Here is a 25,080-nt window from a genome sequence, read left to right on the forward strand (position 1 = left end):
AATTACAAAAGCTACATGTTAATTAAAATAAATATCAGAAAACTCAATGTTTACCTTTTCTACATTAGAGTATTTGCTTTTTTGCTTATTATTCAAAATTTTAGCTTTATTGGTGCAAAATTCCATGTTAGAGGGAAGTTTGACTATGAATTCACTGCCTTCGCTATAGCTGCTTTTAACCTCGATTGATCCATTATGCAGTTCTACCAGTGCTTTTACAAGGGATAATCCAATACCGCTACCTTCCTGTTCCCTTGTAAAAGATTTATTTACCTGTTTAAAACGTTCGAATATGATATTTAGCTGATCTTCTTTAATTCCTATACCGGTATCCTTTACGGAAAAGGAAATACCATTCCCCATATCTTTTAAAGATATATTAATAATTCCAGCTGGATTGCTAAATTTAATTGCATTTGAAAGTAAGTTTAATACAATTCTCTCAATTTTATCAGGATCAAAACACATTATTTTTTCTTCAATATCTGTATCAAAAACCAACTCTAATCCTTTGCTTTGTATATATGGTATTACAGAGAGTGTTATATCCTCTATTAAATTGACAATATTACACTTTTCCATACTCGGCTCTAAAAATCCTGCATCTAATTTAGTAATATCAATCAAATTATTTACTAATCTTATTAATCTATAGCAATTTTGTTTTATACTTTTTTTACAATTTACTAATTGAACTTTATTTTCATTAGGTGAATTATTATAATATAAGTCACCTAATTGTATTGAACAAAATATTATGTTTAATGGAGTTTTCAATTCATGAGATATATTTGCAAAAAATTCTGTTAATCTTTTCTCTTCATTTTTTCTTTTTGTTATATCTAATCCAATACCAATAATATTTTTAAATGTGCCATCTTCATTTTTTATTAATTGAGTATTCCAAAGTATAGTGACTAATGAACCTTGCTTACTATAAAAGGATTTTTCAATTTGAGTTGAGAATATTTCTGGGCTTAGTGAACGAATGTAGTTCAATATTTCATTTCCATCTTCTTCTTTAAAGATAGTATTCATCCATCCATAACCTAAAACTTCTTCAGCAGGATACCCTGAAAGCTTTTCTCCATATTTATTGAATTGAACTAGAAAACCATCTTGGTTCCAAACACAAATTATAGCATTTGCATGATCTATTATGGTTTTAGAAAAAGTTTGTTCATTCTTTAATTGTTCTTCAGTGTTTTTTTGATAAGATAGATCTGTTAAAGAACCTGACATTCTTACAGGAACGTTTTCACGATTCAATATAGCAGCCCCACGTATTAAAACCCACTTATATTTATCATTCTTAGCTTTAATTCGAACCTCCTGTCTAAAATGGCTATTATGTCCTTGTAAGTGGAATCCCAATTCTTTTATGAAATACTCTCTATCTTCAGGGTGAATAAATTCCTTATAATTGTAGCGGTAAAGGTTAAATTCAGATTTTGTATAACCTAAAATCTGAAGTAACCTATCTGAAGCATAGAAAGTATTTTCTATAATTCTGTAATCCCACATTCCATCATTAGAACCATATAGCGCAAGTTCATATCGCTCATCAGAAAGCATAAGCTTTTTTTGGGATTCTAAAATTTTCAGTTGACGTAAACCTAACTCGCTAACAATTTCTGAGAGATGTTTTAGAAACACAAGCACTTTTTCATGCTCTTCTTTATTAACAATTGGAATTTCATCTAAAGCTTTTAGGTAAGCATCTTCATCAAAACCGAATTTTTTTGCTTGCATCCGAAAGAATTCTTTATCTGGTTTTTCGAAAAAAATTTGGCCACTAAAGATAGTGGCAAGAAAGATTCCCTCTAATACAATAGGTGTACCGATATCTATCAAACCATTTTGGCATTTATGATTTATAATAACGTCTTTATTTTTTAGCTCTTCGAGCATGAATATATCACTTTCAATACACCTGAGTTTAGATTTAGGATTTACTCTATGAAACTTTGTACACATATCTTTCCAACCTGTTATGGTGAGAATGGTTCCATCTCTTGAAACAATTCCAGAAGCAATACCAGTTGAGTGATAAAAGCTATCTAATAATTTTTGAAGCTGATTAATATCTACAAGATCTGTTAGTTCGTATTTCATAATATCCCCCCGAAAATACAAATGGAATTGATACATAATCTCTCTAATTTATACAAAATAATCTATTTTTCTATTTAGCACGTTAATATATTCTACATTTAACTAAAAAATTCCTTTTTTAAAAATATTAATATTATAATAGCTAGTATATTATTAATAACCTATTATAGATAAAAGAAGACTATAAAAGCATTCCACTTATTATAGTCTAAAACTCTAATTATTTTCTTTTGACTTAATCATTTTATTCATTTCATCATTAATCACATTATAGATGGCCTTAGCAACGCCTAAATCGTCATTGCTATCTGTTATGTACTTAGCTATAGCCTTAACCTCTGGTATAGCATTCTTCATCGCAACAGTTTCTTCAAATATTTCAAACATTGAGTAGTCATTAAAACTGTCTCCAAGGATCATAACATCCTCCATTGCTATTGACATATTCTTAGCTACTTTTTCTAAAATAATTCCTTTTTGTGCATTTACATCAGTTATTTCTATATTATCTCTAAATGATGATGATATTGCTAATCCCTCAATTTCTCCAATAACTTTTTTCATCTTATCTATAAATTTTATATCTTTATGGAATGCTACAAACTTTCTTACTTCTATTCCACTTTCAAAGAATTTATCTATATCATCAATATACTGTAAGCATGTGAAGAATTCTTGATTTTTAGCTATTTCCCTTGCCTCAGTCTCTGTTAAATGTTCATTGAATATCATAGTTCTAAATACAACTTCTTGAAATGCTTCTTCTCTTGTAGATGTAGTAAACACTCCCTTATCTGTAAATATACGAGCTGACAGTTTATTTTCATCTAATATCTCTGTTATCTTTTTCGCATTTTCTTTCTTTATATTTATAACGTCTAATATATTTCCATCCTCATCTCTATATTCTGCTCCATTTGAAAGAATACACTGAGCCTTTATATTATGCTTCTCTAATATCCCCTTAACACTCTCATATTCTCTGCCTGTAGATATTGCAAATATTATACCTGCTTCTTCTGCTTTTCTAATTGCATCAACAGTTTCCTTATCTATGTCATGATCATTATTTAATAAAGTTCCATCCATATCTGATGCTATAAGTTTTATCATTAAAAATTCCTCCGTTAAAAATCTATTTTATTGTCTATTATATAATACCATATATTTATGATATTATATAAAAATAAACTTTCTTGATTTAATTTTCCCTTTTCTAAACATAAAAAACCCTTACCTGCACCTCTAATACAAGTAAGAGCTCTACTAACCTAAGCTTCTAAAAACTCCAATTTTTTAGCTAACTAGTCTATTATCCTGATTTCCTTTACGTTCTTTTGCAAACTCAGCTACTGCAGTGTAAAGTACATCTGTTGAAGAATTAAGTGCTGTTTCACAAGAATCTTGTATAACTCCAATTATAAATCCAACACCAACTACTTGCATAGCAATATCATTTGGTATACCAAACAAACTACAAGCAAGTGGTACCAGTAATAATGATCCTCCTGCTACTCCTGAGGTTCCACATGCACTTACAGCTGATAATAAAGTAAGTATTATAGTTGTTCCAATATCTACTGTTATACCAAGAGTATTAGTTGCAGCAAGTGCTAATACTGATATAGTTATAGCAGCTCCCCCCATATTTATAGTTGCTCCAAGTGGTATAGAAATTGAATATGTATCTTCGTTTAGTCCAAGCTCCTTACATAATCTCATATTCACAGGTATATTAGCTGCTGAACTACGAGTGAAAAATGCTGTAATACCACTATCTTTTAAACATTTAATAACAAGTGGATATGGATTTTTACGTATTGCTATAAAAGTTATTATTGGGTTTATAACTAAAGCAAAAAATGCCATACATCCAACTAATACTAATATCAATTGTCCGTATTTAAGTAATGATTCTATGCCTTGCTTAGATATACTATCATACACAAGTCCCATTATTCCAAATGGTGCTAAATTGATTATCCATCTTACTACCTGTGATATAGCATCTGAAATATTTACTATAACTTCCTTAGATCCTTCACTAGCATTTTTTAGAGCAAGCCCTAAAATTACTGCCCAAAATAATATCCCTATATAATTAGCATTAGAAAGTGCACTAACTGGATTAGATACTATACTCATTAGTAAATTATTTAATACTTCCCCTACTCCACTTGGTGGTGTTAAGTTTTCTACACTTGTAGTAAGAACTAACTTAACCGGAAATAAAAAACTACCAATAACTCCAACTACTCCTGCTGAAAGTGTTCCTAAAAGATATAATAATATAACTGACTTCATATTAGTCTTTTTACCTTCTTTATACTGACAAAGTGCAGCCATTACTAAGAAGAATACTAATAATGGAGCTATTGCTTTTAATGCACCTACAAATAATGATCCCAATATTGATATTGGTGCCCCCAAATCTGGAATTGCTAATGCAATTATTATACCTAATATTAGACCTACTATAATTCTTTTAACTAAGCTTATGTTATTCCATTTTTCTACTATTTTTTTCATTTTGCCCCCTATATTTATCATATTGTTAAAAAATATAATAAAATAATATCATAATACTGTTTTTACCACAATAAGAACAACATTATTTCAATTTTTCACTTTATTTATTTTTATTAAACACAGTTCTAATTCCTAAACCTTCTGGTCCATCATATGAAATTTAGTTCTTCATGTACTTTCCCAATACTTCTTTGTAATACTCCAAATAACCTTCCTAATAAATCATTTCCTCTTATATCTTTAATTCTATTATCAATTTTTGTAACTATATCATCAATTTGATTATCTATTCTTATTAATCTTTTATCTATTTTTTGTTTTTTAGTTACTTTAAGAGGACAAAGTATTGGTAAATGCAGATTATTTCCAACAATTATTATTCTCCTAATTTTCTACATCAATCAAATTACTCATATATTCTATTTTACCATCCAACACATCATCGTAGAAAGATTGCTTATTGTCAATGAAATCAATACATTCATTAAGTTCATTCATTTTCTTTAATAAAGATTCTTTTAATTTATCAAGCATCTCCTTTCTCTGAGCAATTGTAGAAGAACCTTCTATGCAATAATTCATATACAATTTCATATCTTTGATACTCATACCGCACTTTCTTAGACATTGCAACCCTTTTAACCACGCAATATTCTTTTCATCAAAAATTCTATAGTTATTTTTATCTCTTTTTACATTTGGTACTAAACCTTCTTTACAATAAAATTTTAATGTTTCATAAGATATTCCAACTTGTTCACATACTTCTTTTGTTGTATACATAAAATTCCCTCCTAATTTAATAAAAGCTCTTGCTCGGTAGCTACTACCTACTGGTACCATTATTATAGACCACAAAATATTAAAAATAAAGGAGAAATAAAAATGGAATATGTAACTTTAAATAATGGTATAAAGATGCCTAAGCCTGGATTTGGAGTTTTTCAAATCACAGATAAAGAAGAATGTACTAAGGTTGTGCTAGATGCTATTGATGTTGGATATCGCTTAATTGACACAGCACAAGCCTATGGAAATGAGGAAGCGGTTGGAGAAGCTATTCTTAAATCACCAGTACCTAGAGAAGAATTATTTATTACTACTAAAGTATGGATTAGTAATGCTGGATATGAAAAAGCAAAGGAGTCTATTGAAGAATCTCTAAAGAAAATGAAATTAGATTATTTGGATTTAGTTTTAATCCATCAGCCAGTAAGTGATTACTATGATACTTACAGAGCTATGGAGGATTTAAATAAAGAAGGTAAAATTATGGCAATAGGAGTATCAAACTTCTATCCAGACCGTTTAGTTGACCTGGCTTTATTCAATGAAGTTACACCTGCTGTAAACCAAATTGAGATTAATCCATTCCACCAACAATTAATAGCACAGGAAGTTAACAGCAAGTACGGGGTACAACTACAAGCATGGGCTCCTTTTGCTGAAGGAAGAAATGGAATGTTTGATAATCTTACTTTAAAGTCAATTGGGGATAAGTATGATAAATCAGTTGCCCAAGTTATTTTAAGGTGGTTACTTCAAAGAGGAATTGTTCCACTAGCAAAGACAGTGAATAAAGAAAGAATGAAACAAAATATAGATATTTTCAATTTTGAATTAAGTAAAGATGATATGAATACAATCTCTGCTTTAGACAAAAAAGAAAGCTCTTTCTTTAACCATCAAGAGGCATCATCTGTAGAGATGTTAGCTAGTCTTAATAGATAAGATGAAATATAAATGAAGGTACTGTTAATAAATACTTCGTTATCTTAGGTATGCCAGTTGCATCAAACAATATTTGAATATGGTGCATGGTAACTCTTCTGAAGAAGTAAAACAAGATTTAGGATGAATACAAGCAATGCGTGCATTAGGTAAAAATATGGCATTCTTAATAAAAAGTATTAAATTGGTAAAGAACAATTTGCTTTACCTGAAACAGAAAATCATATCTTCACAAATTTTATTAAATAGAGAATAAATTAGCATATACTAAAAATTAAGAGAGGTATATATGAAAAAGATATTGTACTTAATGAGACATGGACAAACATTATTTAATCTTAAAAGAAAAGTTCAAGGGTGGTGTGATGCCCCATTAACTGATCTAGGAATTAGACAATCTGTTATTGCTAGAGAGTACTTCAAAAACAATAGCATAGCTTTTGATCATGCTTACTCATCTACATCTGAAAGAGCTTGTGATACATTGGAGTATATTACCAATATACCTTATAAAAGACTTAAAGGACTTAAAGAATGGAACTTTGGTATTTTTGAAGGGGAAAGTGAAGATTTAAACCCACCATTACCTTATGGAGACTTTTTTGTTAAATATGGTGGTGAAGATGAAATTGAATTGAGAAACAGAGTTGCTAAAACCCTTCATTCAATTATGAAGAATGATGGTCATAATACGGTTTTAGCCGTTTCACATGGAGCGGCTTGCCGTCAATTTATGAGATACTGGGCTCATAATAGTGATGTTGAGCAAAAAGAAAGACTAGGTAATTGTTGTATTCTAAAATTTGAATTTAAAAATGATGAGTTTAAATTGATAGAAATAATAAATCATGATTTTAGTGAATTATCTTAATCAATAAAATTCCTACAATAAGCATTTATTTGCTTGTTGTAGGAACCCTCCTTTTAGAATATTTATAGTAAAATATTGTAGCACTATTTAGTTTTACACTTTTACAATCATAGTACTTTGTTCTATAAACTTCTTCCTTTTTAATATTGCATGAAAAGCTTAAATTCAAGCATTACTATTATCATTTTTCAATATTAAAAATCTTAAAACTAACTCTTGGTCAGATTTAGTTCTAATTCTCTCTTCTTGTAAATTTTGAAATCCAAATTTCAGCCTCTGCAATATTATTAAAGGTTCTAAAATTATTTCCTTTGTTAGCCTCCATAATCATTTCTTTAAACCTATCATTGTACCTGCCTTCATCTTCTATAATAACAGCAACTTTTACATGATAGTTTATAAATTTTTGTAATGCCATACCTGCTAATCTTGTCTTAAGATTAAAAAAGTCTTTAGATAATACATTTGAATGAAGCATAATTGTATAAACGTCATTTTCCATACAAATAGATATACAATCCAACACATCTTGCTCTGAAGAAAGTTTCCATACTTCAGAAGCAAACTCAATATATTTATTATTATTTGTATTTACTATTCTATAATTCAAAATATTCACTCCTCTTATAAATTAGTTTATTCCACAAGCATAGAAATAGAATTTAGCATCCCTTCAATAAAGCTTACACTCCCCCATAATAGAATTTTTAGCCTGTTTTCTTTTTCATTATATTTCATATTGATTGTTGATTTTCCCATTTTAGAATCTTTACAATTCATTACTGCTATAAGGGTATTTGATATTCTAAAATATTCTTCTTTATCTACATCATTTATATCAACAACAGTAGATACATTTACTTTTTGATTTATAGTTTCTTTAACTTCTCCATTAGTAAAAAAATCAATATTTGACTCTTCAGCAATATTTTTATCATTTATATTAACATTATTCTTTTCAATAAAAAGACTTAAATCATGACCTGAAATTCTCCATTGCTTTCCTACTTTACTTGCAGCAAGCTTTCCATCTGTTATAAACTTTCTTATAGTTTTGTGATGCATACCTAATATTTCTGCAATTTTATCTATTGTATAAAATTGATTTTCCATAAAAAATCTACCCTTTCAAAATTAATTTATAGTTAAATTATAATAATTCATTTCACCCTAGTCAAGCACTTTATTGCGTTTTGTTATACTTTATTATATTTTATTGAGTTAAAATAAAGAAAACTTGCTACGCTCATGACTTTTCTTAATTGTAATTTAGTAGGAATTCAACAAATTTTTTTTGCATCCTAATACTTATCTACTTATATTTGTACTATTAATTATTAAGCTTTTTTCCATAATAAAATTCATTAACATTTGTCCTTATTGTAAAATAATTCAATAATTTCCTTGCAATCTTCTGACCTATACATTCTTGTATTCATTTAGAACCACTCCAATGTTTTACAATTTATATTTTTGTTTTACAACTCAAATTTTACTATATAACTATATGAATTACAGTTATGCTTACTTTAAATATATTACTTATGATACAATATTTTCACTTATAAAAATAGTCCTAACCAAGTAATATCAATGGCTAAGACTAAAAACCTCATTTACTTATGATATGGTTCTCCGTATCGGTAGTAAGTGAGGTTTTTAATATTATTACTCTGTACCTATTCAAAATATAATTTTATTTTTTTACTCCTTTTAACAAAACTAGTAATTATAATAAAATATTAACTTTTTACTTTTAATATATTATGAGCCTTCATTGCATTGATGAAGGGGTATAAATCTTCCGGTTTTCTAATATGTGGAAGCTCCATAAGAAATACTCTATCTATATGTATAAAATATACTATTAGACAAATAATAGTTTTGTGACCATTCAATTAGAAGGAGAATTTTATGAATCTAATAACGAAAGGAAGTAATATTATTATGGGAATTTTAAGTGGAAATCCTAAAGATGAGCCTTTACATTATGGCGAGGTATTTGGATTATGGAGCTCTTTATCAGTTGCAAAAGGTGCATTAGACAGTTATCAAGTTTTTATTAATCATACTGGTGACCAAGAGTTAAAAGCATTTTTAAAACAAGTAATTGAATCATCAATCAAACCATCAATAAAAGACATAGAAGAAGTATTACTGCATAACGATATCGCGCTTCCACCCACACCAGCAGAACGACCTGAAGCAGACCTTGAACAAATTCCAGTTGGCGCGAGATTGCAAGATGCACAAATAGCTTATATAGTAGCTGCTGATATAGCAGCAGCTGTTGTAGCAAGTAGTCAAGGAATGAGTCAAGCAATTCGTGAAGATGTTGGGTTATTATTTGGCCAAATGGGTGCAAAAAAAGCAAAAGATGGTGCAGCATTATTACAAATCATGAAAGATAAAGGTTGGCTAGTTCCACCACCACTTCATCATGAAACAAAACAACAATAATTAATAACAAGTTTGTAAAATGGTAGAAAAACAGATACAAATATCTGCTTTCTACCTTTTTTATATTATTTAACTAACGTAAGGCGTTAGTTGTAGAAGAAAAGAAGGCGAATCCTAAAAATAATGGATTCGCCTAGAAGTTAACCTTATCCTCTTTTTTTGTACATTTAAATGGTGGAGTCGAATCTTATTGAACCACTGTATTACAAAAGACCTCATTTATTTATGATACGGTTCACTTTTGTTAATCCTAAAGATACTTTCTCGTTTCCACTTCTTGATACACTCATTTCTATAGTATTATAAATTCTTATGAATTTTATTGTATTTATTATTAATAAGAAGCTTTTATTAGAAATTTTAAAAAGTTATAGTTTTCTGCATATTTAAATAGTAGCTAGATATTTTTTTATTTAACAAAGCCCTAATAAACCTAGTAAAATCAAGGGTTTAGAAAGGGGGTCACGAAACGCGACTCCCTTTGAATATATAAAATCCACTTAGCAATGGAAAGCCCTAGTCCTATACCACCACTTTTCTAACTCTTGCAATTAGTAAACTTCCTTATTTGTTTCTTTTACTATTCAAACATTATTTCAAAGGCGTATCTTTTTTACCTAGCTGTAATAATATCCTTCTAGTTTATCGATACTATTGATTTCATAAGTAATTATGCTATACTAGTCTAAAATACTTATTATACCAATAAATATTTTTTCTAATTATCGTCTATATATAGTTCTATAGTACGTAACTTACACTAAATAGCACTTGCTCTTGAATATAAATTAAAAGTTTATTTAATGAATAAGAGGTATAATAAATTAATCTATAAAAAGGAGTGTAGAAATATGGTCGGAGTAGAAATTGATATGCTTGTAACAGATAGCTTAAAAGCTTTAGAACTATATAAAAATATATTTGAAATTGAGACTGTGGAGGCTACTAAATTCCCTAAAGGCGAAAATGAAGTTATTTTCAATTTGTATGGTGTACGCTTTCATATGTTAGATGAAAATCCACAATTTGCACTGAAAGCACCAACTAAAGATAATCCTAATACAATTTGGTTTAACATTTTGGTACCTGATATTAAAGAAACATATTTAAAAGCAATGAATTCAGGTTGTACCGAAATACAACCAGTAACAGAATTGACTAATTATGGTGTAGCAAATGCTATATTTAGTGATAAATTTGGTTATCAATGGATGCTACATCAAGTATATAAAGAAGTTAGTTTTGAAGAACGTGTACAACTTTGGGAAGATAAAAAAGAATGTAAATAATAATCTTTAAGTCTAAAAATAGGATAACCTTCTATTATAAGATAAAATCATAGAAGGTTATTTTATTCTTGCACCATCTACTTTATTCTATAAGCAAGCCTTCTAGAAAACCTTCCTATATTTTCAAAAGAAACTATATTGCACAATAACTCAGTTAGTTTTCCAAACTTCCTATAAAATAAATTAAAAGCTAAAAATGGAATCCATTGTTTTTTAGATTTTGGTAATCTTTTAATTATATTTTTAAAGGTGTAGACTTCTTTATATATCCATAGATAGCCATTATATAACTCCTCTGCTGTCATATTCTTTGGTTTATATACGACATGTGCAGTATTATAATTTGATAAATTATAATCTATAATTCTATTTTCCTCTATTAATGATGAGTATAACTTTGTGCCAGGATATGGAGTAAGGATATGTGAAGTTACCGTTTCTATTTTATTTTTAACTATCCATCCTAATGTATTCTTAAATACAGAGACATCATCTTCATCTAATCCGAAAACAAAACTTGCATTTATCATTATTCCCCTTTTATGAATTTCATCTACAAGTTTCTCATATCTGTTTACACTATTTTGCACTTTATGGACACTTTCTATAGACTTACTATTTATACTTTCAAAACCTATAAAAAGACTTTGACAACCTGATTCTTTCATTTCATCTAATAATTCAGGCATGTCCACTATATTAGAAGTAACCGCTGCATTCCACTTTAACTTAAGAGGTTTTATTTTCTTTAATAATTCTTTTGTCCATTTTGGATTTCCAATAAAATTATCATCAATAAACATTATGTGTCTTGTTTTTAATGCCTTGATATCTCTAATTACATCGTCTATAGGTCTATTAATATAAGTTTTAAGAGAATTGGTGCAACTATTATAGCAGAAGTCACATTGAAAAGGACATCCCCTACTTGTACTAATTATATTTGTATATAAATATTTTTTATTATCAATAATATCATATTTGGGTGATACTATTTCACTACCATTAATATTTTCCATATCATAATATATCTTTTTAAGTGAATTATTTTCTTTATCCTTAAGGATTTTTGCCCAAACTCTCTCAGCCATTCCTACACTTATTGCATCAAAGCTATTAACAGTTCCCTCTGGATCTGCAGTAATGTGTATACCTCCTGCAATTACTGTTACTCCACGCTTTCGGAACTTCTTTGATATTTCCACTGCTCTATTCATAACATCTACAGTGACAGTTATTGCTACCAAATCTACAGGTTCATCAAAATCTATATTTTCAACATTTTCATTCTCAATAATAACTTCATGCTCTTTCGGCGTAAGATTTGCTATTGTTAATAAAGCTAATGAAGGAGACATTCTTGTTTTTAACTTTGTATCCATAGGTCTTGGTAGCATTGCAGGTTGAATTAATTTAATCTTCATATATTACCACCTCAAATAAACTTTGCGTAACATTTAACTAATCTACTATGTATCATTTCTGTATTCTAAAATATCACCTGGTTGGCAGTCCAAAGCTTTGCATATTGCCTCTAAAGTTGAAAATCTAATAGCTTTAGCCTTTCCGTTTTTCAATATAGAAAGATTCGCCATGGTTATTCCAACCTTCTCTGTAAGTTCTGTTACACTCATTTTCCTTTTAGCCAGCATCACATCAATATTGATTATAATCGCCACGTTATTCACCTCACACTGTTAAATCATTTTCTGATTTTATATCAATAGCATCTTGTAAAAGCCTTTGAAGAACAGCAGAAAAAACTGCAACCACAGAAGATGCAAAAATAATTATGATTGGGAACGCTACGAGACCTGGGGCATCGTCTGCATCTGCTATGGGATATAAGAATGGTGTAAGTCCTGCATATATAATACTTATTGTGATTCCACAGTATTTTATATACTTTAAAGCATTTACAGATAATTCCGAGAAAGCTTTGTTCTTGTCAATATAGATTAAAAGTTTTAAAGCCTGATACAAAGCAAAGAAAAACGATATTGCAGTTGCATACACACCAATTAAAATAGGATATGGCAAATAACCTGCAAATCCTGGAGCCCAAAATATACACAGGGCAAGAACTGGAATCCCAATAAGAATAATAGCTATCTTTAAGAAAATTGTTGAACATCGTTTCATAAAAAGCACCTCACTTTCAATTTCTATGTATAAGATAACATAGTTTTTATCGTTTATCAATCAATTTTTATTGATTTTAATTGTATATTTATTGATTTATTTCATATACTCAAACTATATATCAATTACTATAGTATTATAAATATTAAGCCTTCTTAAAATATCTATAAACTAAAATAACCCACCACAACACTTGTATCAGTATTGTGGTGGGTTTCCAATGCCATCTCTTATAATAAATGCTTATGAATTTTATTGTATTTATTATTAATAACAAGTTTTTATTAGAAATTTTAAAAAGTTATAGTGCTGAATTTAAAATGTCACAGTCTTATCAGCCCATTCAACCATTTCTACACAGTCAATCATTGTTGAGATAGGACAAACTTTAGTTTCATTCATATTTCTAGATTTTAAACAAGTTCCACATGCTAAAATCTCTCCTCCAACTTCACTAAATTCTCTAACTTGTTCCGCTACATTAAATTTTTCATGGGTAAGTGTTTCACACTCTACAGCTTCTCCCATTAAAAACACTTTTACTTCGTGGCCACTCTTCTTTGCAGTTACTGCAAATCTAAATGCATTCCACGCTTTTTCAAATTCCTTAGTTTCAATAATAACTCCAAGTTTCATTTTTATTCCTCCTTAATAATTTAAAGTTTTATTGATTTGATCAATAACAGAATGAATTTCATCTTTAGTTGTATATCTACCAAGACTAAAACGTACGGCTCCACGTCCTACCTCTTCTGAAACTCCCATTGCCTTTAACACAGGTGATATTGAAGTGTTACCAGAATGGCAAGCTGATCCTGTAGAAGCTAGAATATTATTTAGCTTACCTAAAACCTCATGTCCATTAAGGCCTAAAAAACTAATATTTAGTGTATTAGGAAGCTTCTTTTCTGGATGCCCATTTAATTGTATCCTTTCACCAAATTTTTCTTTAAGCCGCTGATATAAATAATCGGTTAATAGTTTCACTTGACTATTTTTTAATTCATTCTTTGCAATTTCGCATGCTTTTCCAAGTGCAACATCAAAAATAATATTTTCAGTTCCTGCACGTCTTCCACTCTCATGGTCTGCGCCATGAATTAGTGGCTCTATATTAATACCTTTCTTGATGTACAATGCACCAATCCCCTTCGGTGCGTATAGCTTGTGTCCTGCAATAGTTAGAAAATCTACTCCTAGGGTAGTAACATCAACAGGTACTTTTCCTAATGATTGTGAAGCATCTGTGTGTAATAAAACCTTGTGCTTTCGGCATATTTTAGAAATCTCCTCTATTGGCTGAAGAGCACCTGTTTCATTATTAGAATGCATAACTGTAACAAGTATAGTCTTATCCGTAATCAAACTTTCAAGTTCTGAAAGATTAACTATTCCATATTTATCAACTGTTAAGTAACTTATTTCATATCCTAATTTCTCAAGATAATGACATGGGTTAAGTACTGCTGGATGCTCTACTTGTGATGTTATAATATGATTTCCTTTATTCTTTAATATATGAGATACTCCTTTGATAACCATATTATTTGATTCACTTCCTCCACTTGTGAAGATTATTTCTTCTGGTGAACAATTTATTAATTCTGCAACTTGTATCCTTGCCATTTCAACAGCCTTTTTGGCAGTAGTGCCTAGCTCATGATTGCTAGATGGATTCCCATAGTTTCCATAAATATATGGTAGCATGGCTTCAGCAACATCCTTATCTATAGGTGTTGTGGCATTATAATCTAAATAAATCATATAATCATCCTTTCTATAAATTTCTTTAATGGTATTACTACGTGTTATCTATAAATTTAATTACCAGCCTTTTTAGCAATTGTATTCTTATTCTTATCAGTATGTGTAAACGTAAATTTTATAGGAGTGACTTTTTTATTCTTCTATTTCTGAAAAGCCAAGTTTTATCAAAACCTTTAATTGTCTCAATCTACTTTTTCTTTAGATATTTTCTCATCTAGTTATTTGCGAAAATATTTAAATTATTATTCCGAGTATATGGTAATAAAATTCAAACAAATAGCCGATGAATATCATTTATTCTTTAATATTATCATACTTAATTAGAATTTATGTACTTTTACTCATAAAAATAGCCTTAGGCATTTTATTTCAATGCCTAAGGCTAAAAAATTTATTTATTTCTTTCAGCTACTGCAAAATAATTTTGTTCATTATCTGCAAAATTAAAAGTTTTGCCAAAAGGCATAGATATTATTTCTCCTACAAGAACATTGTTATTAGATAACTTAACATGTAATGTTTCTATATCTTCTGTATAAAATAATAAAGATGGTGTTTCTAAATTTACCCCTGTTCCCATTTTAGCAATTACTTCTTTATTGTGAAGCACAATAGTTGTTTGCGAACTCTTTTGAGGCGCAATCTCGATCCACCTCATTCCTTCACCATTATCTTCTTCAGAAATTACAGTAAAACCTACTTTCTCTGTCCAGAATTTTACTGCTTCATCTTGATTATTTACATAAACCATAACTTGACCTAATATGTTAATCATAAAAAACACTTCCTATCTATTATTAATGAAAAATATTATATATTAGTAATATTATATAATATAACCAATTTTAATAAAATACTTATTGTTAATAGCTATCACTTACTTGTGATACGGTTCTCCTTTGTTAATCCTAAAAATATTTTCTCATTTCTACCTCTTGATACACTCATTTCTATAGTATTACAAATTGTTATAAATTTTATTGCATTTATTATTAATAATAAGTTTTTATTAGAAATTTTTAAAAATTATAGTTTTCTGCATATTTAAACAGTAGATAGATATTTTTCATTTAATAATTTTCTTGATAAACCTAGTAAAATAAAGGGTTTACAAGGGGCTAACGTTTCGTGAGGTCCTTGTAAAATAGAAAAAATAAATAAACCCTCGACAATACATTTCTGTATTGTTGAGGGTTTTCATGGTGGAGGAGATATATGACCTTTACGATTTTTCATTCGTAAATTTATTGTCTGTATTAAATATTACGTTTATCAAATTTTAATAATAAATCTTTATTTTTATCTATTTCCTAATTTTAATTTATAAACTAAACTATCTTCATAGAAAAAAGTAAACCATCCATAATTTAAAAACGTAATAAACCATAAATAATTAGAAGTTATAAATCCCTTAAGTCCTATCAACGATAATAATCCTAGAAATCCCAAGTACTTATATTTACCATATTCCATAATGCAATCCTCCTAATATAATAATTCTTAATGTATTTTATACTTTTATAATTATTATACTATAAGTACTTATAATTTTATATTTAATAAATTCTAATTTATTCTACAATGCTATATTTTAACTCTGGTCTTCCAACATTACCGCATGTTATCTTCACACATATTTTATCTATGCTCTCTAAATAATCCATATATTTTTTTATAGTCACATTACTAACATTTAGCTCTCTCGCAATTTCCCTTAGTGTCCATATTCTATTTGAATTATCTTTTAAAAATTCTTCTATTCTTTCAAGAGTTCTTGTATTTAATCCTTTTGGAAGTTCTGTACTTTGTCGACAAGTGCTTTTACCATGCATAGAGTCAATCTCTTTTTGAGTTAAATTGCCTGATCTATTGAATACTTCATACTTCAATTTGAATTTATTAAATGCTTCTTCAAATCTTTCAAATTCAAATGGTTTAACAAGATAATCTATAATACCATATGAAAAAGCTCTCTCTAGATCTTCTATACTATTTGCTGCAGTAACCATGATAATATCAACTAAATATTCTTTGGTTCTCAAAGACTTTAATATTTCTATTCCACTTTTTTGTGGCAAAAATACATCTAGAAAAATTAAATCTATTGTTTCTTTTTTCAATAATTCTATTATTTCTTCTTCACTAATTACTGGTCCATATACCTTTATATTTCCTATTTTTTCTAGATATTTTCTATTTATTAATGCTACCATTGGATCATCTTCTACTATTAGCGCCTTTACCATCTTCCTAATCCCCCTTATAAATAGTTATTGTAAATATCTTTTCTTCTTCAAGCTCTTTAATATTTATAATTCCATTATAAAGTTCTACTCTATTTTTTACTAAATTAAGACCTATTCCTCTATCTTTTCCTTTTGAAGATACTCCTTCTTTAAAAATATCATTCTTTATATCTTTGTCTATGGCTTTCCCATTATCTTTCACCATAATTCTAATTTTTCTATCATCTTCAAATAAATCAATTTCAACTCTTTTTATTTTAGTTTGACTTATTGAACAAGCATCTAAGGAATTTTCTATTAAGTTCCCTAAAATAGTAACTAAATCATATGAATTTATAAAGTCATGCTTTGCATATAAAAATGAATCTTCAGTAAGAACCATATCTACTTTTCTTTCTCTAGCTACCAATTCTCTACTTAACAATAAACCTCTTATATATGAATCTTTTATACTGGAAAATTTATTTGAATTAGCTTCCTGTATACGTTGTATATTTAGTATATATTTTCTTGCTTCTTCATATTCATCTATTTTCATTAATCCTAATATAACATGTAGGTTATTTCTAAATTCATGAATATTAGCTCTTAAGTTTTTTATAATTTCATCTACTCCAGTTATTTCTTTTGCAACTTTTCTTATATCATCTTTATCAGTTAAGGTAATAACCATTCCTAAATAATCTGATGATTGTATAATTGGATTAATTGTTACAAAAACTTTTTTACCTTGTATAATAAATTCTTTCATCTCAAAAGCTTCTCTATGGTCTATGTAAGTTTTAAGTTTTTCTATAACCTTATGAGAATCAAAGTCATCAAATAACCTATAACAATTTTTATTTATTTCTGTAATTTCGTTATTTTTATTTAAAGCTATAATACCATCTTTTACGCTATTTATTATAATCTTTTTTTGATTATATAATGTTGCTATTTCATATGGCTCCATATTTAAAATTTCTTTCTTTACGCTTCTCCCAAATAACTTTGATGCCATTATCGAAATAGATAATGTAAATATAAATAAAAGTAAATATCTTACTTTTATTATTTGATTTATTCCAGTGATATCTTTATAGTATTTACCTACCATAACAAATCCCACTTGTTCTCCATTATACATGATTGGCTCAAACCACCTTAATGTGACTCCCATCGAACCTTCCTTTAAAGAGAAATAACTTGTTCCTTCTTTTAAAACTTCTTCCTTATCATCCCCAACATATATTTGTCCTATTTGAGTTTCATCTAAATGAGAATACTTTTCTCCATTCATATCAGAAACTACAATTATATCTGCATCATTAAAGTTAGAAATGAATTTTTTTGTATATTCTTGTACTTGCCCATCATTTTCTTTATTATAAAGTTTATTCTGAATTAATTCACTTTGACCTATGGTAAATCCTACATGTTTTAAATTTGACTTTATAACATCATCTATATACGATATCTTCTCATTAATAAATATAATATATGATAATATAAGAGGTATAAATGCAATAACTATTGAGGATAAAATTATTTTATGCTCAAATTTCAATTTTTTTCTCATAAAGATCACCAACTAACTATTGTTTTCTTAATATAAAAAGCATATTATTAAGATATCTACCTCAATAATACGCTTTTTATATTATTTATGCTATATTATTTTTACAAGTTCCTTTTGTTGAGAAGTCTTTTGCATTTTCATATGATATTTCTATCATATTAGTTAAAGCTTCGTCTGTATATGAACCTATATGTGGAGTTATCAATACTCTTGGGTATAAATCAACTAACTTCTCATATGATGAATTTTCTAATTCTTGTCCATTTAAATTCTTAAAGAACACTTCTGATTCTCCTTCTAATACATCAGTAGCAAATCCTCCTAGTTTTCCAGATTCAACTCCTCTGATTACTGCGTCTATATCTTGAAGTTCTCCTCTTGCAGTATTAACTAGTATAGCTCCATCCTTCATTTTTGATATAAATTCATCATTTATAATATGATAATTTACACCTTTTATATATGGCATATGAACTGATATAACATCTGCTTGTGCTAAAACTTCATCTAGTTCCATAAATTCTACTACTTCTTTAGCTGCATCACTTTGGAATACATCGTAAGCTATTACTCTAGCGCCTAACCCTTTGAATAATTTAGCTGTAGTTAAACCTATTTTACCAGCTCCAAGTACTGCTACTGTACAATTCCTAATTTCCTTACTGAACATAAATCCATCAACTAAGAAATTCTTTTCTCTTGTTCTATTTACTGTATATGCAGTATGTCTTAATAACATCATTGCATGGGATAGTGCTAATTCACCTATAGCATTTGGCGAATATCCAGGAACTCTAGCTGCTTTTAATCCTAAATCCTTAACAGCTTCTAAGTCAACATGGTCAAATCCAACAGTTCTTGTTAAAACTATTTGTAATCCATTAGCTTTTAATAACTCTAAGTTTTTTCTATCAGCCTTGCAATTTCCTCTAACCATTATAGCTTCAGCTCCAATTGCTTCAGCTACATTTTCATGATTAAGACCTAAAGTAACTAATTTTAAATCGTATCCGTAATTTTTATTTATCTCATTGAAGAAAGGAACCTCTGTCTCTCTAACTCCATAACAAACTATTTTCATCATAATCTAATCCTCCTTATATTATATCTACATAAATAATCCTAGATTTTTTATAACTTCTAATATAATTATCCACACCGGCATAGCGAATACAGCTACTGCTGTTGATATTAACGAACAGTTTGATGCAAACACTGATTCTTTATCAAAACTTATAGCATATGATGCTGCAACTGTTGCAGTTGGGGCTGCCATCATTATTACTGTTGTAGCCATTCCTTCAAATGAAACTGGTAATATTCCTAATTTATTTACAGCTAACAATAACACAAAGTTTATAACTGGTATTAGCATTACTTTTATTAAACTGTATGCCCAAGCATCTTTTTGTACTATAGCTTTTTTCATTGGTATTTCTGCTAAAGTAGCACCTATACATATCCATGAAAGTGGTGATGCTAACTTACTTAAATAATCAAGTGCTTTATAGAACCAAGGTAATGTTTTGTCTAATCTTAAGAACCCATAACTTGCAGTTCCATCTTTAACTGCTATTGTAACTTGAGGTAATTTATCTTGGAATAACCATATAAATAATCCTAAGAATGTAGCTAATATAATTGGATTTAAGAATACTTCCTTCATATTTTTCTTAAAGTTTTCTTTATCCATTTTAGCTCCAGACATTTTTATAAATGCATATGAATATAAGAACACTCTGTAAGCTATGTTAAATATATTTGAGTACATAGCTCCAACTGCACCATAAACCGCAGTAACTATTGGAGTTCCAAAGAATGTAGTAGATCCAAATATAGTAAGTACTCTATATACATCCTGTTTATCTCCTTTAACTCTTGAATACATAAATTTAGTAATTGGTATTAATAATATGTAAATTACAAATCCCCATATTAAAATACTTATACCTTGATGTAACTCCTCACCATTTATATCCTTCATAAATGAAGTAAATGCTAAAGCAGGTAATGAAACTGTCAAAACAAGCTTAGATATAGTTTTTGATGCTTGTCCATTTAATATTTCTTTTTTTCTTAAATAAAAACCTAAAAGTATTATTGATACTGATGAAAATATTGCGCCTAAAATTTCATTATTAGTTAAAGTATTTTTAATAATTTCTAACATTCTTCTTCCTCCATCATTGTTTTTTTTTTAACACTCTCAAATTTATAGTACAATTTTCGATATTTCTTTTCAATTTTTTTAAATTAATTAATAATTATTTAACTTATTTAAGTAATATTTTTATTTAACTTTATTTTTTCAATATAAAAATCCCTGTGTATAATACCTTTTTAAAGGTATTATACACAGGGATTTCAGCGGATTTATCAATTCTTATAATTTATTAGCATTGAAAAATATACTTTGCCATCCATATTATTGTTTGTTATTTGTTTAATAATCAATTTTGCATCTTCTTCCATATATTCTCTTAACGGATCCTCTATATATGTTAATTCTTGCAAATCAAATTCTTTATTAGGGTATAAATTCAAAGCTAAACTTTCATATCTATGTATATCATTACAAGATTTTAATATATTTAAAACTATTTTACCTAAGGCATTTTCTCCATCTTCGCACCCTAAAATTAAGTATCGTTCTTTAGCATTACCTATAAATTTATTTTTATCGTAGTTATTAAGTAAAGGCAATAAAATAAACTCTACATCTATTTTATTATTAAAATAAGATTGTTTTAGTATTATTAATTTACTTATAATTTCTAAATTTAATTTATATATATCTAATGATATTTTTTTTCTTATAGCTAATATAATTACATTCTTATTTTTAAATAACTCATTTAATTTTAATATATTATCATCATTAATTTCACTTAATACCAATAATACCCTACCTTCATTGTAATTTATAAATTCAAAGCTAGCAATATTATTAATTTCTGAATTTAATTTAATAATCTCTATTCTATCATTACCAATTTTATAACACTTTCTATTTAGAATTTCACTTTTTAAATCAGAATTATTTATAAATTGTACTCCGTCTCTTAGATTATCAAATATAATTTCATTTTCTACCCCACAGCATATTAATTTATATATCATATATCAGTGTCCTCATTTCACATATTTCCCATTTTAAATCATGCTATATTATAAATTCACCCTTATCTATTTCTATATAGAGCCCATATACATTATATCAACCTTATTTTTTCTTATCTACTTAATATTAATTAATGTTTGATAAATTTAAAGTTCTTTCAACTCTACTGTCTTTCAGGCAGAAAAACAGTTATTCTTGTACCTATTTCTTTCCTACTTAAAACACTAAAATAGCCTTTATGACTATCAATAATCCACTTAGCAATAGAAAGTCCTAGTCCTGTACCACCATTTTTTCTAACTCTTGCAGTATCAGCTCTAAAAAAGCGTTCAAATATGTGTGATACATCCTTTTCATCCATTCCTATTCCATTATCTTGAATAGAGAAATATGGCTCATTTTTATCATTTTTTCCTGTTCTTAGTATTATATCTTCACCTTTTTCTGTATACTTTGCTGCATTTTCTATTAATATCCTAGCTGTTTGTTTAAGTAAAGCTATATCCCCATAAACATTTATATTTTCTGAATCTATATATCTATATATGTGATCTTTATCTATCATCTTAGATTCTTCCAAAACTTCTTTCATCATATCATTAAGCGAGAATTCTATAACCTTAAGTTGAGTTTTACCATTAATACCTCTAGCTAAAAATAATAACTGCTCTATTAAGTTTTTCATATTTTCTGATTCACTTTTTATAGCTGCAATAGATTCTTCTAATACTTCCTCATCATCTTTTCCCCAACGATCTAACATATTAGCATAACCTTGAATCACAGATATAGGAGTTCTAAGCTCATGTGACGCATCTGAAACAAATCTTGCTTGCTGTATATAAGAATCTCTCATTCTATCTAATAAGTTATTAATTGCTTCCTCTAACCCCTGAAGATCGCTATCTCCAATATGAATTCTTTCATCAGATGTAACAGGACTAATCTTAGATATAGCATCCTCAAGACTTTGAAATTTTTGTTCATTAAAAGCTATATCACTAAGCCTACTTGCAGCTTCTGCTATTTCATTAAGTGGTTTTAAAATCCTTCTATTTTTTGCAGTACCAAATATCATTTGATTTAATAGCATTATTAATTCTATAATTCCAATAGCAGAAATTACTTTTATAATAAGATTAAGAAAAGTGCTAGCTTCTTTTATCATTACTTTTCCATTATCCCAAATAACTTTATAAGTTGCTGTTTCTATAGGATAAAACTCAAAGGATCTTTGAGCATTTTTCACGAATTCCCCATAAAAGCTTAGTTCACTTTCAATACACCAAACTCCAATAAGCCCAGCAATTATACATATATCAATAATAAGAAACTTTAGAAATAACTCTCTTACAAAAACAGAATTTAGTTTTATTGCAATAGATGTAACATTTTTTGTTTTATTTTTTCTACTCATCTTTAATTACATACCCCACACCACGAACTGTAGTTATTATTTTGACATTAAAAACATCATCTATTTTTGTTCTTAAATATCTCACATAAACATCTATAACATTTGTTTCTCCAATATAATCATACCCACATACCTTTTCCATAAGTGTATCTCTAGTTAAGACTATATTCTTGTTTTCCATTAATATTTTTAACAAATTAAACTCTCTATTAGTAAGTTCTATCTCTGTACTATCATACATTACTTTATGTCTCATTTTATCTAAGGACAATAGTCCACACCTTATTATGTCTTCATCCTTTTTTGCTGTAACTATTCTCTTTTTAAGTGCTGTTCTTATCCTTGCAAGTAACTCCTCTATTGCAAATGGCTTAGTTATATAATCATCTGCTCCTGCATCAAGACCTGATACCTTATCCATAACTGCATCTCTTGCAGTAAGCATTATAACTGGAATGTCAGAAGTCCTTCTAAGCCTTCTTAATACTTCTAGACCATTAATTTCTGGAAGCATTATATCAAGAAGAACTAAATCCACCTCACCTTTTTCTGCAATTTCAAGACCTGTTCTACCATTATTTGCTTTTACTATTTCATAACCTTCATGTTTTAACTCAAGCTCAATAAATCTTGATAACTTTTCTTCATCTTCAACTATTAAAATCTTAATCATTCTTACTCACCTTTTTAAATTTTTCTTTTATGACTTTTATATTCTCTGAAATCTCACTTAATACCTTATTAACCTTATTTGTATTAACTCTATTTGAATATACATGAAATTCTATATCAAAAAATAATCCAACAACAATTAAAGGTATAATAATCCAAAACATAAAAAATGAAAGTATAGCAACTACTGTAAGTGGAATCCTTAAAAATACTTTATCCTTCTTTTTTATTTCCAGAAAAATATTATTACATGTATCTATAAACTTACATATCCTCTCAAAAATTCCTTGAAAACTATTGTTATTTTTGTACTTGTTTTCTTCATTCTTCCTAATCTCTTTGCTTTCCTCACTATACTTTGTTTCGTTAGTATAAAAGATACTAACAGAAGGTTTTTTCACCCTTCCACGCTCTTCTAAATATAATAAGGCATCTAATATATCCCAATTATTATTTTCTAAAACTGTTTTAGCTTCTTCATAGCTTATATTTGTTTTTTCCCTCAATTTATCTACTAACCTAAGCTTCTCCATAAATAGACCTCCATATCTATGGCATAAAAAAATAACATATATTATATAAATTTTACTATTTTACTTGTAATAAGTATATTAATTTCTTGATAAATTGCAAAGTAATTCTACAAATAAAAATCTAATAAATAATTTGAATATATTGCGAACTAATTAAGAAAATTTGATCTTTGAAAATTGAATAATGTGATATGAAAGATATGTTATAATTTACTTAATGTAGAAATATAAATTTGTGAGGTGGCTATGACAGATTGGATAAATATTGAAAAGACAAAAGATGATGATATTTTTTATACAGGTGTAGCTATTCAGTTGTTACCAACAAAAGTAGGCTTAGCTAAGCATCATTATATACCAAAAGAAGGTTTATTATATGTGATAGCTGAAAATGCTGGTGATTTCTCTACCCTTGAACTTGTTTGCCTATCGATTGGTGAAGTAGGAAATGTTTGTTGTGTATTACAAAAGCAGGAAGGTAAACATTATATTAACGGAAAGGAATTAAAAAAAATGCTTATGTGTGATTTGCAGGATGTTCTAATCTGTAAGTCTGCAAAATTTCAAATTATTTAGAGATCCAAATTTCAGTTTGTACAAATATAGATAATATAAAAGGGAGAGATAAA

Annotated in this window: 26 protein-coding genes; 5 read left to right on the forward strand and 21 right to left on the reverse strand. The window is 28.1% G+C overall.

The genetic code is table 11. The features are described from left to right. Window positions 1-18: 18 nt before the first annotated feature. The 4 genes from ACZJV1_RS13545 to ACZJV1_RS13560 form a co-directional block, all read right to left on the reverse strand. Window positions 19-2,115 carry a PocR ligand-binding domain-containing protein gene (locus ACZJV1_RS13545; RefSeq protein WP_463650470.1) on the reverse strand — a complete coding sequence of 699 codons (2,097 nt, stop codon included), beginning with the start codon at window positions 2,113-2,115 and terminating at the stop codon, window positions 19-21. Window positions 2,116-2,331: 216 nt separating this feature from the next. Next, on the reverse strand, window positions 2,332-3,228 hold the full coding sequence (locus ACZJV1_RS13550) for a Cof-type HAD-IIB family hydrolase (protein ID WP_463650471.1): 897 nt from the start codon (window positions 3,226-3,228) through the stop codon (window positions 2,332-2,334). 183 nt (window positions 3,229-3,411) lie between these two features. Continuing rightward, window positions 3,412-4,644: a serine/threonine transporter SstT gene (sstT, locus tag ACZJV1_RS13555; RefSeq protein ID WP_463650472.1), complete on the reverse strand. Its 1,233-nt coding sequence runs from the start codon at window positions 4,642-4,644 to the stop codon at window positions 3,412-3,414. Between the two features lie 384 nt (window positions 4,645-5,028). Continuing rightward, on the reverse strand, window positions 5,029-5,427 hold the full coding sequence (locus ACZJV1_RS13560) for a MerR family transcriptional regulator (RefSeq protein ID WP_460288394.1): 399 nt from the start codon (window positions 5,425-5,427) through the stop codon (window positions 5,029-5,031). A 102-nt stretch (window positions 5,428-5,529) separates the two neighbouring features. Here ACZJV1_RS13560 and ACZJV1_RS13565 point away from each other — a divergent pair, with 102 nt between their 5' ends. Further along, a complete protein-coding gene (locus tag ACZJV1_RS13565; RefSeq protein WP_463650473.1) occupies window positions 5,530-6,375 on the forward strand; it encodes an aldo/keto reductase in 846 nt (281 codons plus the stop codon). A gap of 289 nt (window positions 6,376-6,664) precedes the next feature. Next, window positions 6,665-7,246, forward strand: a complete 582-nt coding sequence (locus ACZJV1_RS13570) for a histidine phosphatase family protein (RefSeq protein ID WP_463650474.1) — start codon at window positions 6,665-6,667, stop codon at window positions 7,244-7,246. A gap of 232 nt (window positions 7,247-7,478) precedes the next feature. Here ACZJV1_RS13570 and ACZJV1_RS13575 read toward each other — a convergent pair whose 3' ends face one another. Both ACZJV1_RS13575 and ACZJV1_RS13580 read right to left on the reverse strand, forming a co-directional pair. After that, on the reverse strand, window positions 7,479-7,856 hold the full coding sequence (locus ACZJV1_RS13575; RefSeq protein WP_463650475.1) for a DUF4180 domain-containing protein: 378 nt from the start codon (window positions 7,854-7,856) through the stop codon (window positions 7,479-7,481). Between the two features lie 26 nt (window positions 7,857-7,882). Then, entirely contained in the window at window positions 7,883-8,359 is a 477-nt protein-coding gene (locus tag ACZJV1_RS13580) for a helix-turn-helix domain-containing protein (RefSeq protein WP_322545362.1), read from the reverse strand. A gap of 801 nt (window positions 8,360-9,160) precedes the next feature. Between ACZJV1_RS13580 and ACZJV1_RS13585 the strand changes: the two genes are divergently transcribed. Beyond that, a complete protein-coding gene (locus ACZJV1_RS13585) occupies window positions 9,161-9,706 on the forward strand; it encodes a DUF3231 family protein (protein ID WP_463650476.1) in 546 nt (181 codons plus the stop codon). Between the two features lie 851 nt (window positions 9,707-10,557). Then, window positions 10,558-10,995 carry a VOC family protein gene (locus tag ACZJV1_RS13590; protein ID WP_463650477.1) on the forward strand — a complete coding sequence of 146 codons (438 nt, stop codon included), beginning with the start codon at window positions 10,558-10,560 and terminating at the stop codon, window positions 10,993-10,995. Between the two features lie 77 nt (window positions 10,996-11,072). Here ACZJV1_RS13590 and ACZJV1_RS13595 read toward each other — a convergent pair whose 3' ends face one another. The 15 genes from ACZJV1_RS13595 to ACZJV1_RS13665 form a co-directional block, all read right to left on the reverse strand. Then, a complete protein-coding gene (locus ACZJV1_RS13595) occupies window positions 11,073-12,419 on the reverse strand; it encodes a B12-binding domain-containing radical SAM protein (protein WP_463650478.1) in 1,347 nt (448 codons plus the stop codon). Between the two features lie 45 nt (window positions 12,420-12,464). After that, window positions 12,465-12,674 carry a helix-turn-helix domain-containing protein gene (locus ACZJV1_RS13600; RefSeq protein WP_017413346.1) on the reverse strand — a complete coding sequence of 70 codons (210 nt, stop codon included), beginning with the start codon at window positions 12,672-12,674 and terminating at the stop codon, window positions 12,465-12,467. A gap of 10 nt (window positions 12,675-12,684) precedes the next feature. Then, window positions 12,685-13,137, reverse strand: coding sequence for a DUF2975 domain-containing protein (locus tag ACZJV1_RS13605; RefSeq protein WP_463650479.1), 453 nt, complete (start codon window positions 13,135-13,137; stop codon window positions 12,685-12,687). 315 nt (window positions 13,138-13,452) lie between these two features. Further along, window positions 13,453-13,773 carry a DsrE family protein gene (locus ACZJV1_RS13610; RefSeq protein ID WP_411168424.1) on the reverse strand — a complete coding sequence of 107 codons (321 nt, stop codon included), beginning with the start codon at window positions 13,771-13,773 and terminating at the stop codon, window positions 13,453-13,455. Window positions 13,774-13,785: 12 nt separating this feature from the next. Then, on the reverse strand, window positions 13,786-14,901 hold the full coding sequence (locus tag ACZJV1_RS13615) for a cysteine desulfurase family protein (RefSeq protein ID WP_463650480.1): 1,116 nt from the start codon (window positions 14,899-14,901) through the stop codon (window positions 13,786-13,788). Between the two features lie 394 nt (window positions 14,902-15,295). After that, window positions 15,296-15,679, reverse strand: coding sequence for a VOC family protein (locus ACZJV1_RS13620; protein ID WP_463650481.1), 384 nt, complete (start codon window positions 15,677-15,679; stop codon window positions 15,296-15,298). A gap of 524 nt (window positions 15,680-16,203) precedes the next feature. After that, window positions 16,204-16,377: a hypothetical protein gene (locus ACZJV1_RS13625; RefSeq protein ID WP_411168427.1), complete on the reverse strand. Its 174-nt coding sequence runs from the start codon at window positions 16,375-16,377 to the stop codon at window positions 16,204-16,206. 98 nt (window positions 16,378-16,475) lie between these two features. Then, window positions 16,476-17,150, reverse strand: a complete 675-nt coding sequence (locus tag ACZJV1_RS13630) for a response regulator transcription factor (protein ID WP_411168428.1) — start codon at window positions 17,148-17,150, stop codon at window positions 16,476-16,478. Window positions 17,151-17,154: 4 nt separating this feature from the next. Then, a complete protein-coding gene (locus ACZJV1_RS13635; protein WP_411168429.1) occupies window positions 17,155-18,708 on the reverse strand; it encodes an ATP-binding protein in 1,554 nt (517 codons plus the stop codon). 85 nt (window positions 18,709-18,793) lie between these two features. Continuing rightward, complete coding sequence (locus ACZJV1_RS13640; RefSeq protein WP_411168430.1) at window positions 18,794-19,792, reverse strand: 2-hydroxyacid dehydrogenase; 999 nt, start codon at window positions 19,790-19,792, stop codon at window positions 18,794-18,796. 24 nt (window positions 19,793-19,816) lie between these two features. Beyond that, a complete protein-coding gene (locus ACZJV1_RS13645; RefSeq protein WP_411168431.1) occupies window positions 19,817-20,878 on the reverse strand; it encodes an AEC family transporter in 1,062 nt (353 codons plus the stop codon). Between the two features lie 206 nt (window positions 20,879-21,084). Then, window positions 21,085-21,828, reverse strand: a complete 744-nt coding sequence (locus ACZJV1_RS13650; RefSeq protein ID WP_463650482.1) for a hypothetical protein — start codon at window positions 21,826-21,828, stop codon at window positions 21,085-21,087. A 164-nt stretch (window positions 21,829-21,992) separates the two neighbouring features. Continuing rightward, window positions 21,993-23,246, reverse strand: a complete 1,254-nt coding sequence (locus tag ACZJV1_RS13655; RefSeq protein ID WP_463650483.1) for a sensor histidine kinase — start codon at window positions 23,244-23,246, stop codon at window positions 21,993-21,995. After that, a complete protein-coding gene (locus ACZJV1_RS13660) occupies window positions 23,239-23,919 on the reverse strand; it encodes a response regulator transcription factor (RefSeq protein ID WP_411168434.1) in 681 nt (226 codons plus the stop codon). Before ACZJV1_RS13660 ends, ACZJV1_RS13655 begins: the two co-directional genes overlap by 8 nt. Then, window positions 23,912-24,451 (reverse strand): DUF4342 domain-containing protein, encoded by a 540-nt coding sequence (locus ACZJV1_RS13665; RefSeq protein ID WP_463650484.1) that lies wholly within the window; start codon window positions 24,449-24,451, stop codon window positions 23,912-23,914. The genes ACZJV1_RS13660 and ACZJV1_RS13665 overlap by 8 nt, the downstream gene beginning before the upstream one ends. Window positions 24,452-24,697: 246 nt before the next feature. Here ACZJV1_RS13665 and ACZJV1_RS13670 point away from each other — a divergent pair, with 246 nt between their 5' ends. Then, window positions 24,698-25,027 (forward strand): hypothetical protein, encoded by a 330-nt coding sequence (locus tag ACZJV1_RS13670; protein ID WP_463650485.1) that lies wholly within the window; start codon window positions 24,698-24,700, stop codon window positions 25,025-25,027. The last annotated feature ends 53 nt before the right edge of the window (window positions 25,028-25,080 follow it).

The sequence above is a fragment of the Clostridium sp. LS3 genome, from assembly GCF_055330225.1.

Coding starts and splice junctions, on each gene's coding strand:
- ACZJV1_RS13580 (WP_322545362.1), bottom strand. CDS start 8,359: ATGGAAAATCAATTTTATACAATAGATAAAATTGCAGAAATATTAGGT.
- ACZJV1_RS13640 (WP_411168430.1), bottom strand. CDS start 19,792: ATGATGAAAATAGTTTGTTATGGAGTTAGAGAGACAGAGGTTCCTTTC.
- ACZJV1_RS13610 (WP_411168424.1), bottom strand. CDS start 13,773: ATGAAACTTGGAGTTATTATTGAAACTAAGGAATTTGAAAAAGCGTGG.
- ACZJV1_RS13625 (WP_411168427.1), bottom strand. CDS start 16,377: ATGGAATATGGTAAATATAAGTACTTGGGATTTCTAGGATTATTATCG.
- ACZJV1_RS13620 (WP_463650481.1), bottom strand. CDS start 15,679: ATGATTAACATATTAGGTCAAGTTATGGTTTATGTAAATAATCAAGAT.
- ACZJV1_RS13590 (WP_463650477.1), top strand. CDS start 10,558: ATGGTCGGAGTAGAAATTGATATGCTTGTAACAGATAGCTTAAAAGCT.
- ACZJV1_RS13645 (WP_411168431.1), bottom strand. CDS start 20,878: ATGTTAGAAATTATTAAAAATACTTTAACTAATAATGAAATTTTAGGC.
- ACZJV1_RS13665 (WP_463650484.1), bottom strand. CDS start 24,451: ATGGAGAAGCTTAGGTTAGTAGATAAATTGAGGGAAAAAACAAATATA.
- ACZJV1_RS13585 (WP_463650476.1), top strand. CDS start 9,161: ATGAATCTAATAACGAAAGGAAGTAATATTATTATGGGAATTTTAAGT.
- ACZJV1_RS13650 (WP_463650482.1), bottom strand. CDS start 21,828: ATGATATATAAATTAATATGCTGTGGGGTAGAAAATGAAATTATATTT.
- ACZJV1_RS13595 (WP_463650478.1), bottom strand. CDS start 12,419: ATGAAGATTAAATTAATTCAACCTGCAATGCTACCAAGACCTATGGAT.
- ACZJV1_RS13570 (WP_463650474.1), top strand. CDS start 6,665: ATGAAAAAGATATTGTACTTAATGAGACATGGACAAACATTATTTAAT.
- ACZJV1_RS13670 (WP_463650485.1), top strand. CDS start 24,698: ATGACAGATTGGATAAATATTGAAAAGACAAAAGATGATGATATTTTT.
- ACZJV1_RS13660 (WP_411168434.1), bottom strand. CDS start 23,919: ATGATTAAGATTTTAATAGTTGAAGATGAAGAAAAGTTATCAAGATTT.
- ACZJV1_RS13550 (WP_463650471.1), bottom strand. CDS start 3,228: ATGATAAAACTTATAGCATCAGATATGGATGGAACTTTATTAAATAAT.
- ACZJV1_RS13615 (WP_463650480.1), bottom strand. CDS start 14,901: ATGATTTATTTAGATTATAATGCCACAACACCTATAGATAAGGATGTT.
- ACZJV1_RS13635 (WP_411168429.1), bottom strand. CDS start 18,708: ATGAGAAAAAAATTGAAATTTGAGCATAAAATAATTTTATCCTCAATA.
- ACZJV1_RS13630 (WP_411168428.1), bottom strand. CDS start 17,150: ATGGTAAAGGCGCTAATAGTAGAAGATGATCCAATGGTAGCATTAATA.
- ACZJV1_RS13605 (WP_463650479.1), bottom strand. CDS start 13,137: ATGAAACGATGTTCAACAATTTTCTTAAAGATAGCTATTATTCTTATT.
- ACZJV1_RS13565 (WP_463650473.1), top strand. CDS start 5,530: ATGGAATATGTAACTTTAAATAATGGTATAAAGATGCCTAAGCCTGGA.
- ACZJV1_RS13560 (WP_460288394.1), bottom strand. CDS start 5,427: ATGTATACAACAAAAGAAGTATGTGAACAAGTTGGAATATCTTATGAA.
- sstT (WP_463650472.1), bottom strand. CDS start 4,644: ATGAAAAAAATAGTAGAAAAATGGAATAACATAAGCTTAGTTAAAAGA.
- ACZJV1_RS13545 (WP_463650470.1), bottom strand. CDS start 2,115: ATGAAATACGAACTAACAGATCTTGTAGATATTAATCAGCTTCAAAAA.
- ACZJV1_RS13655 (WP_463650483.1), bottom strand. CDS start 23,246: ATGAGTAGAAAAAATAAAACAAAAAATGTTACATCTATTGCAATAAAA.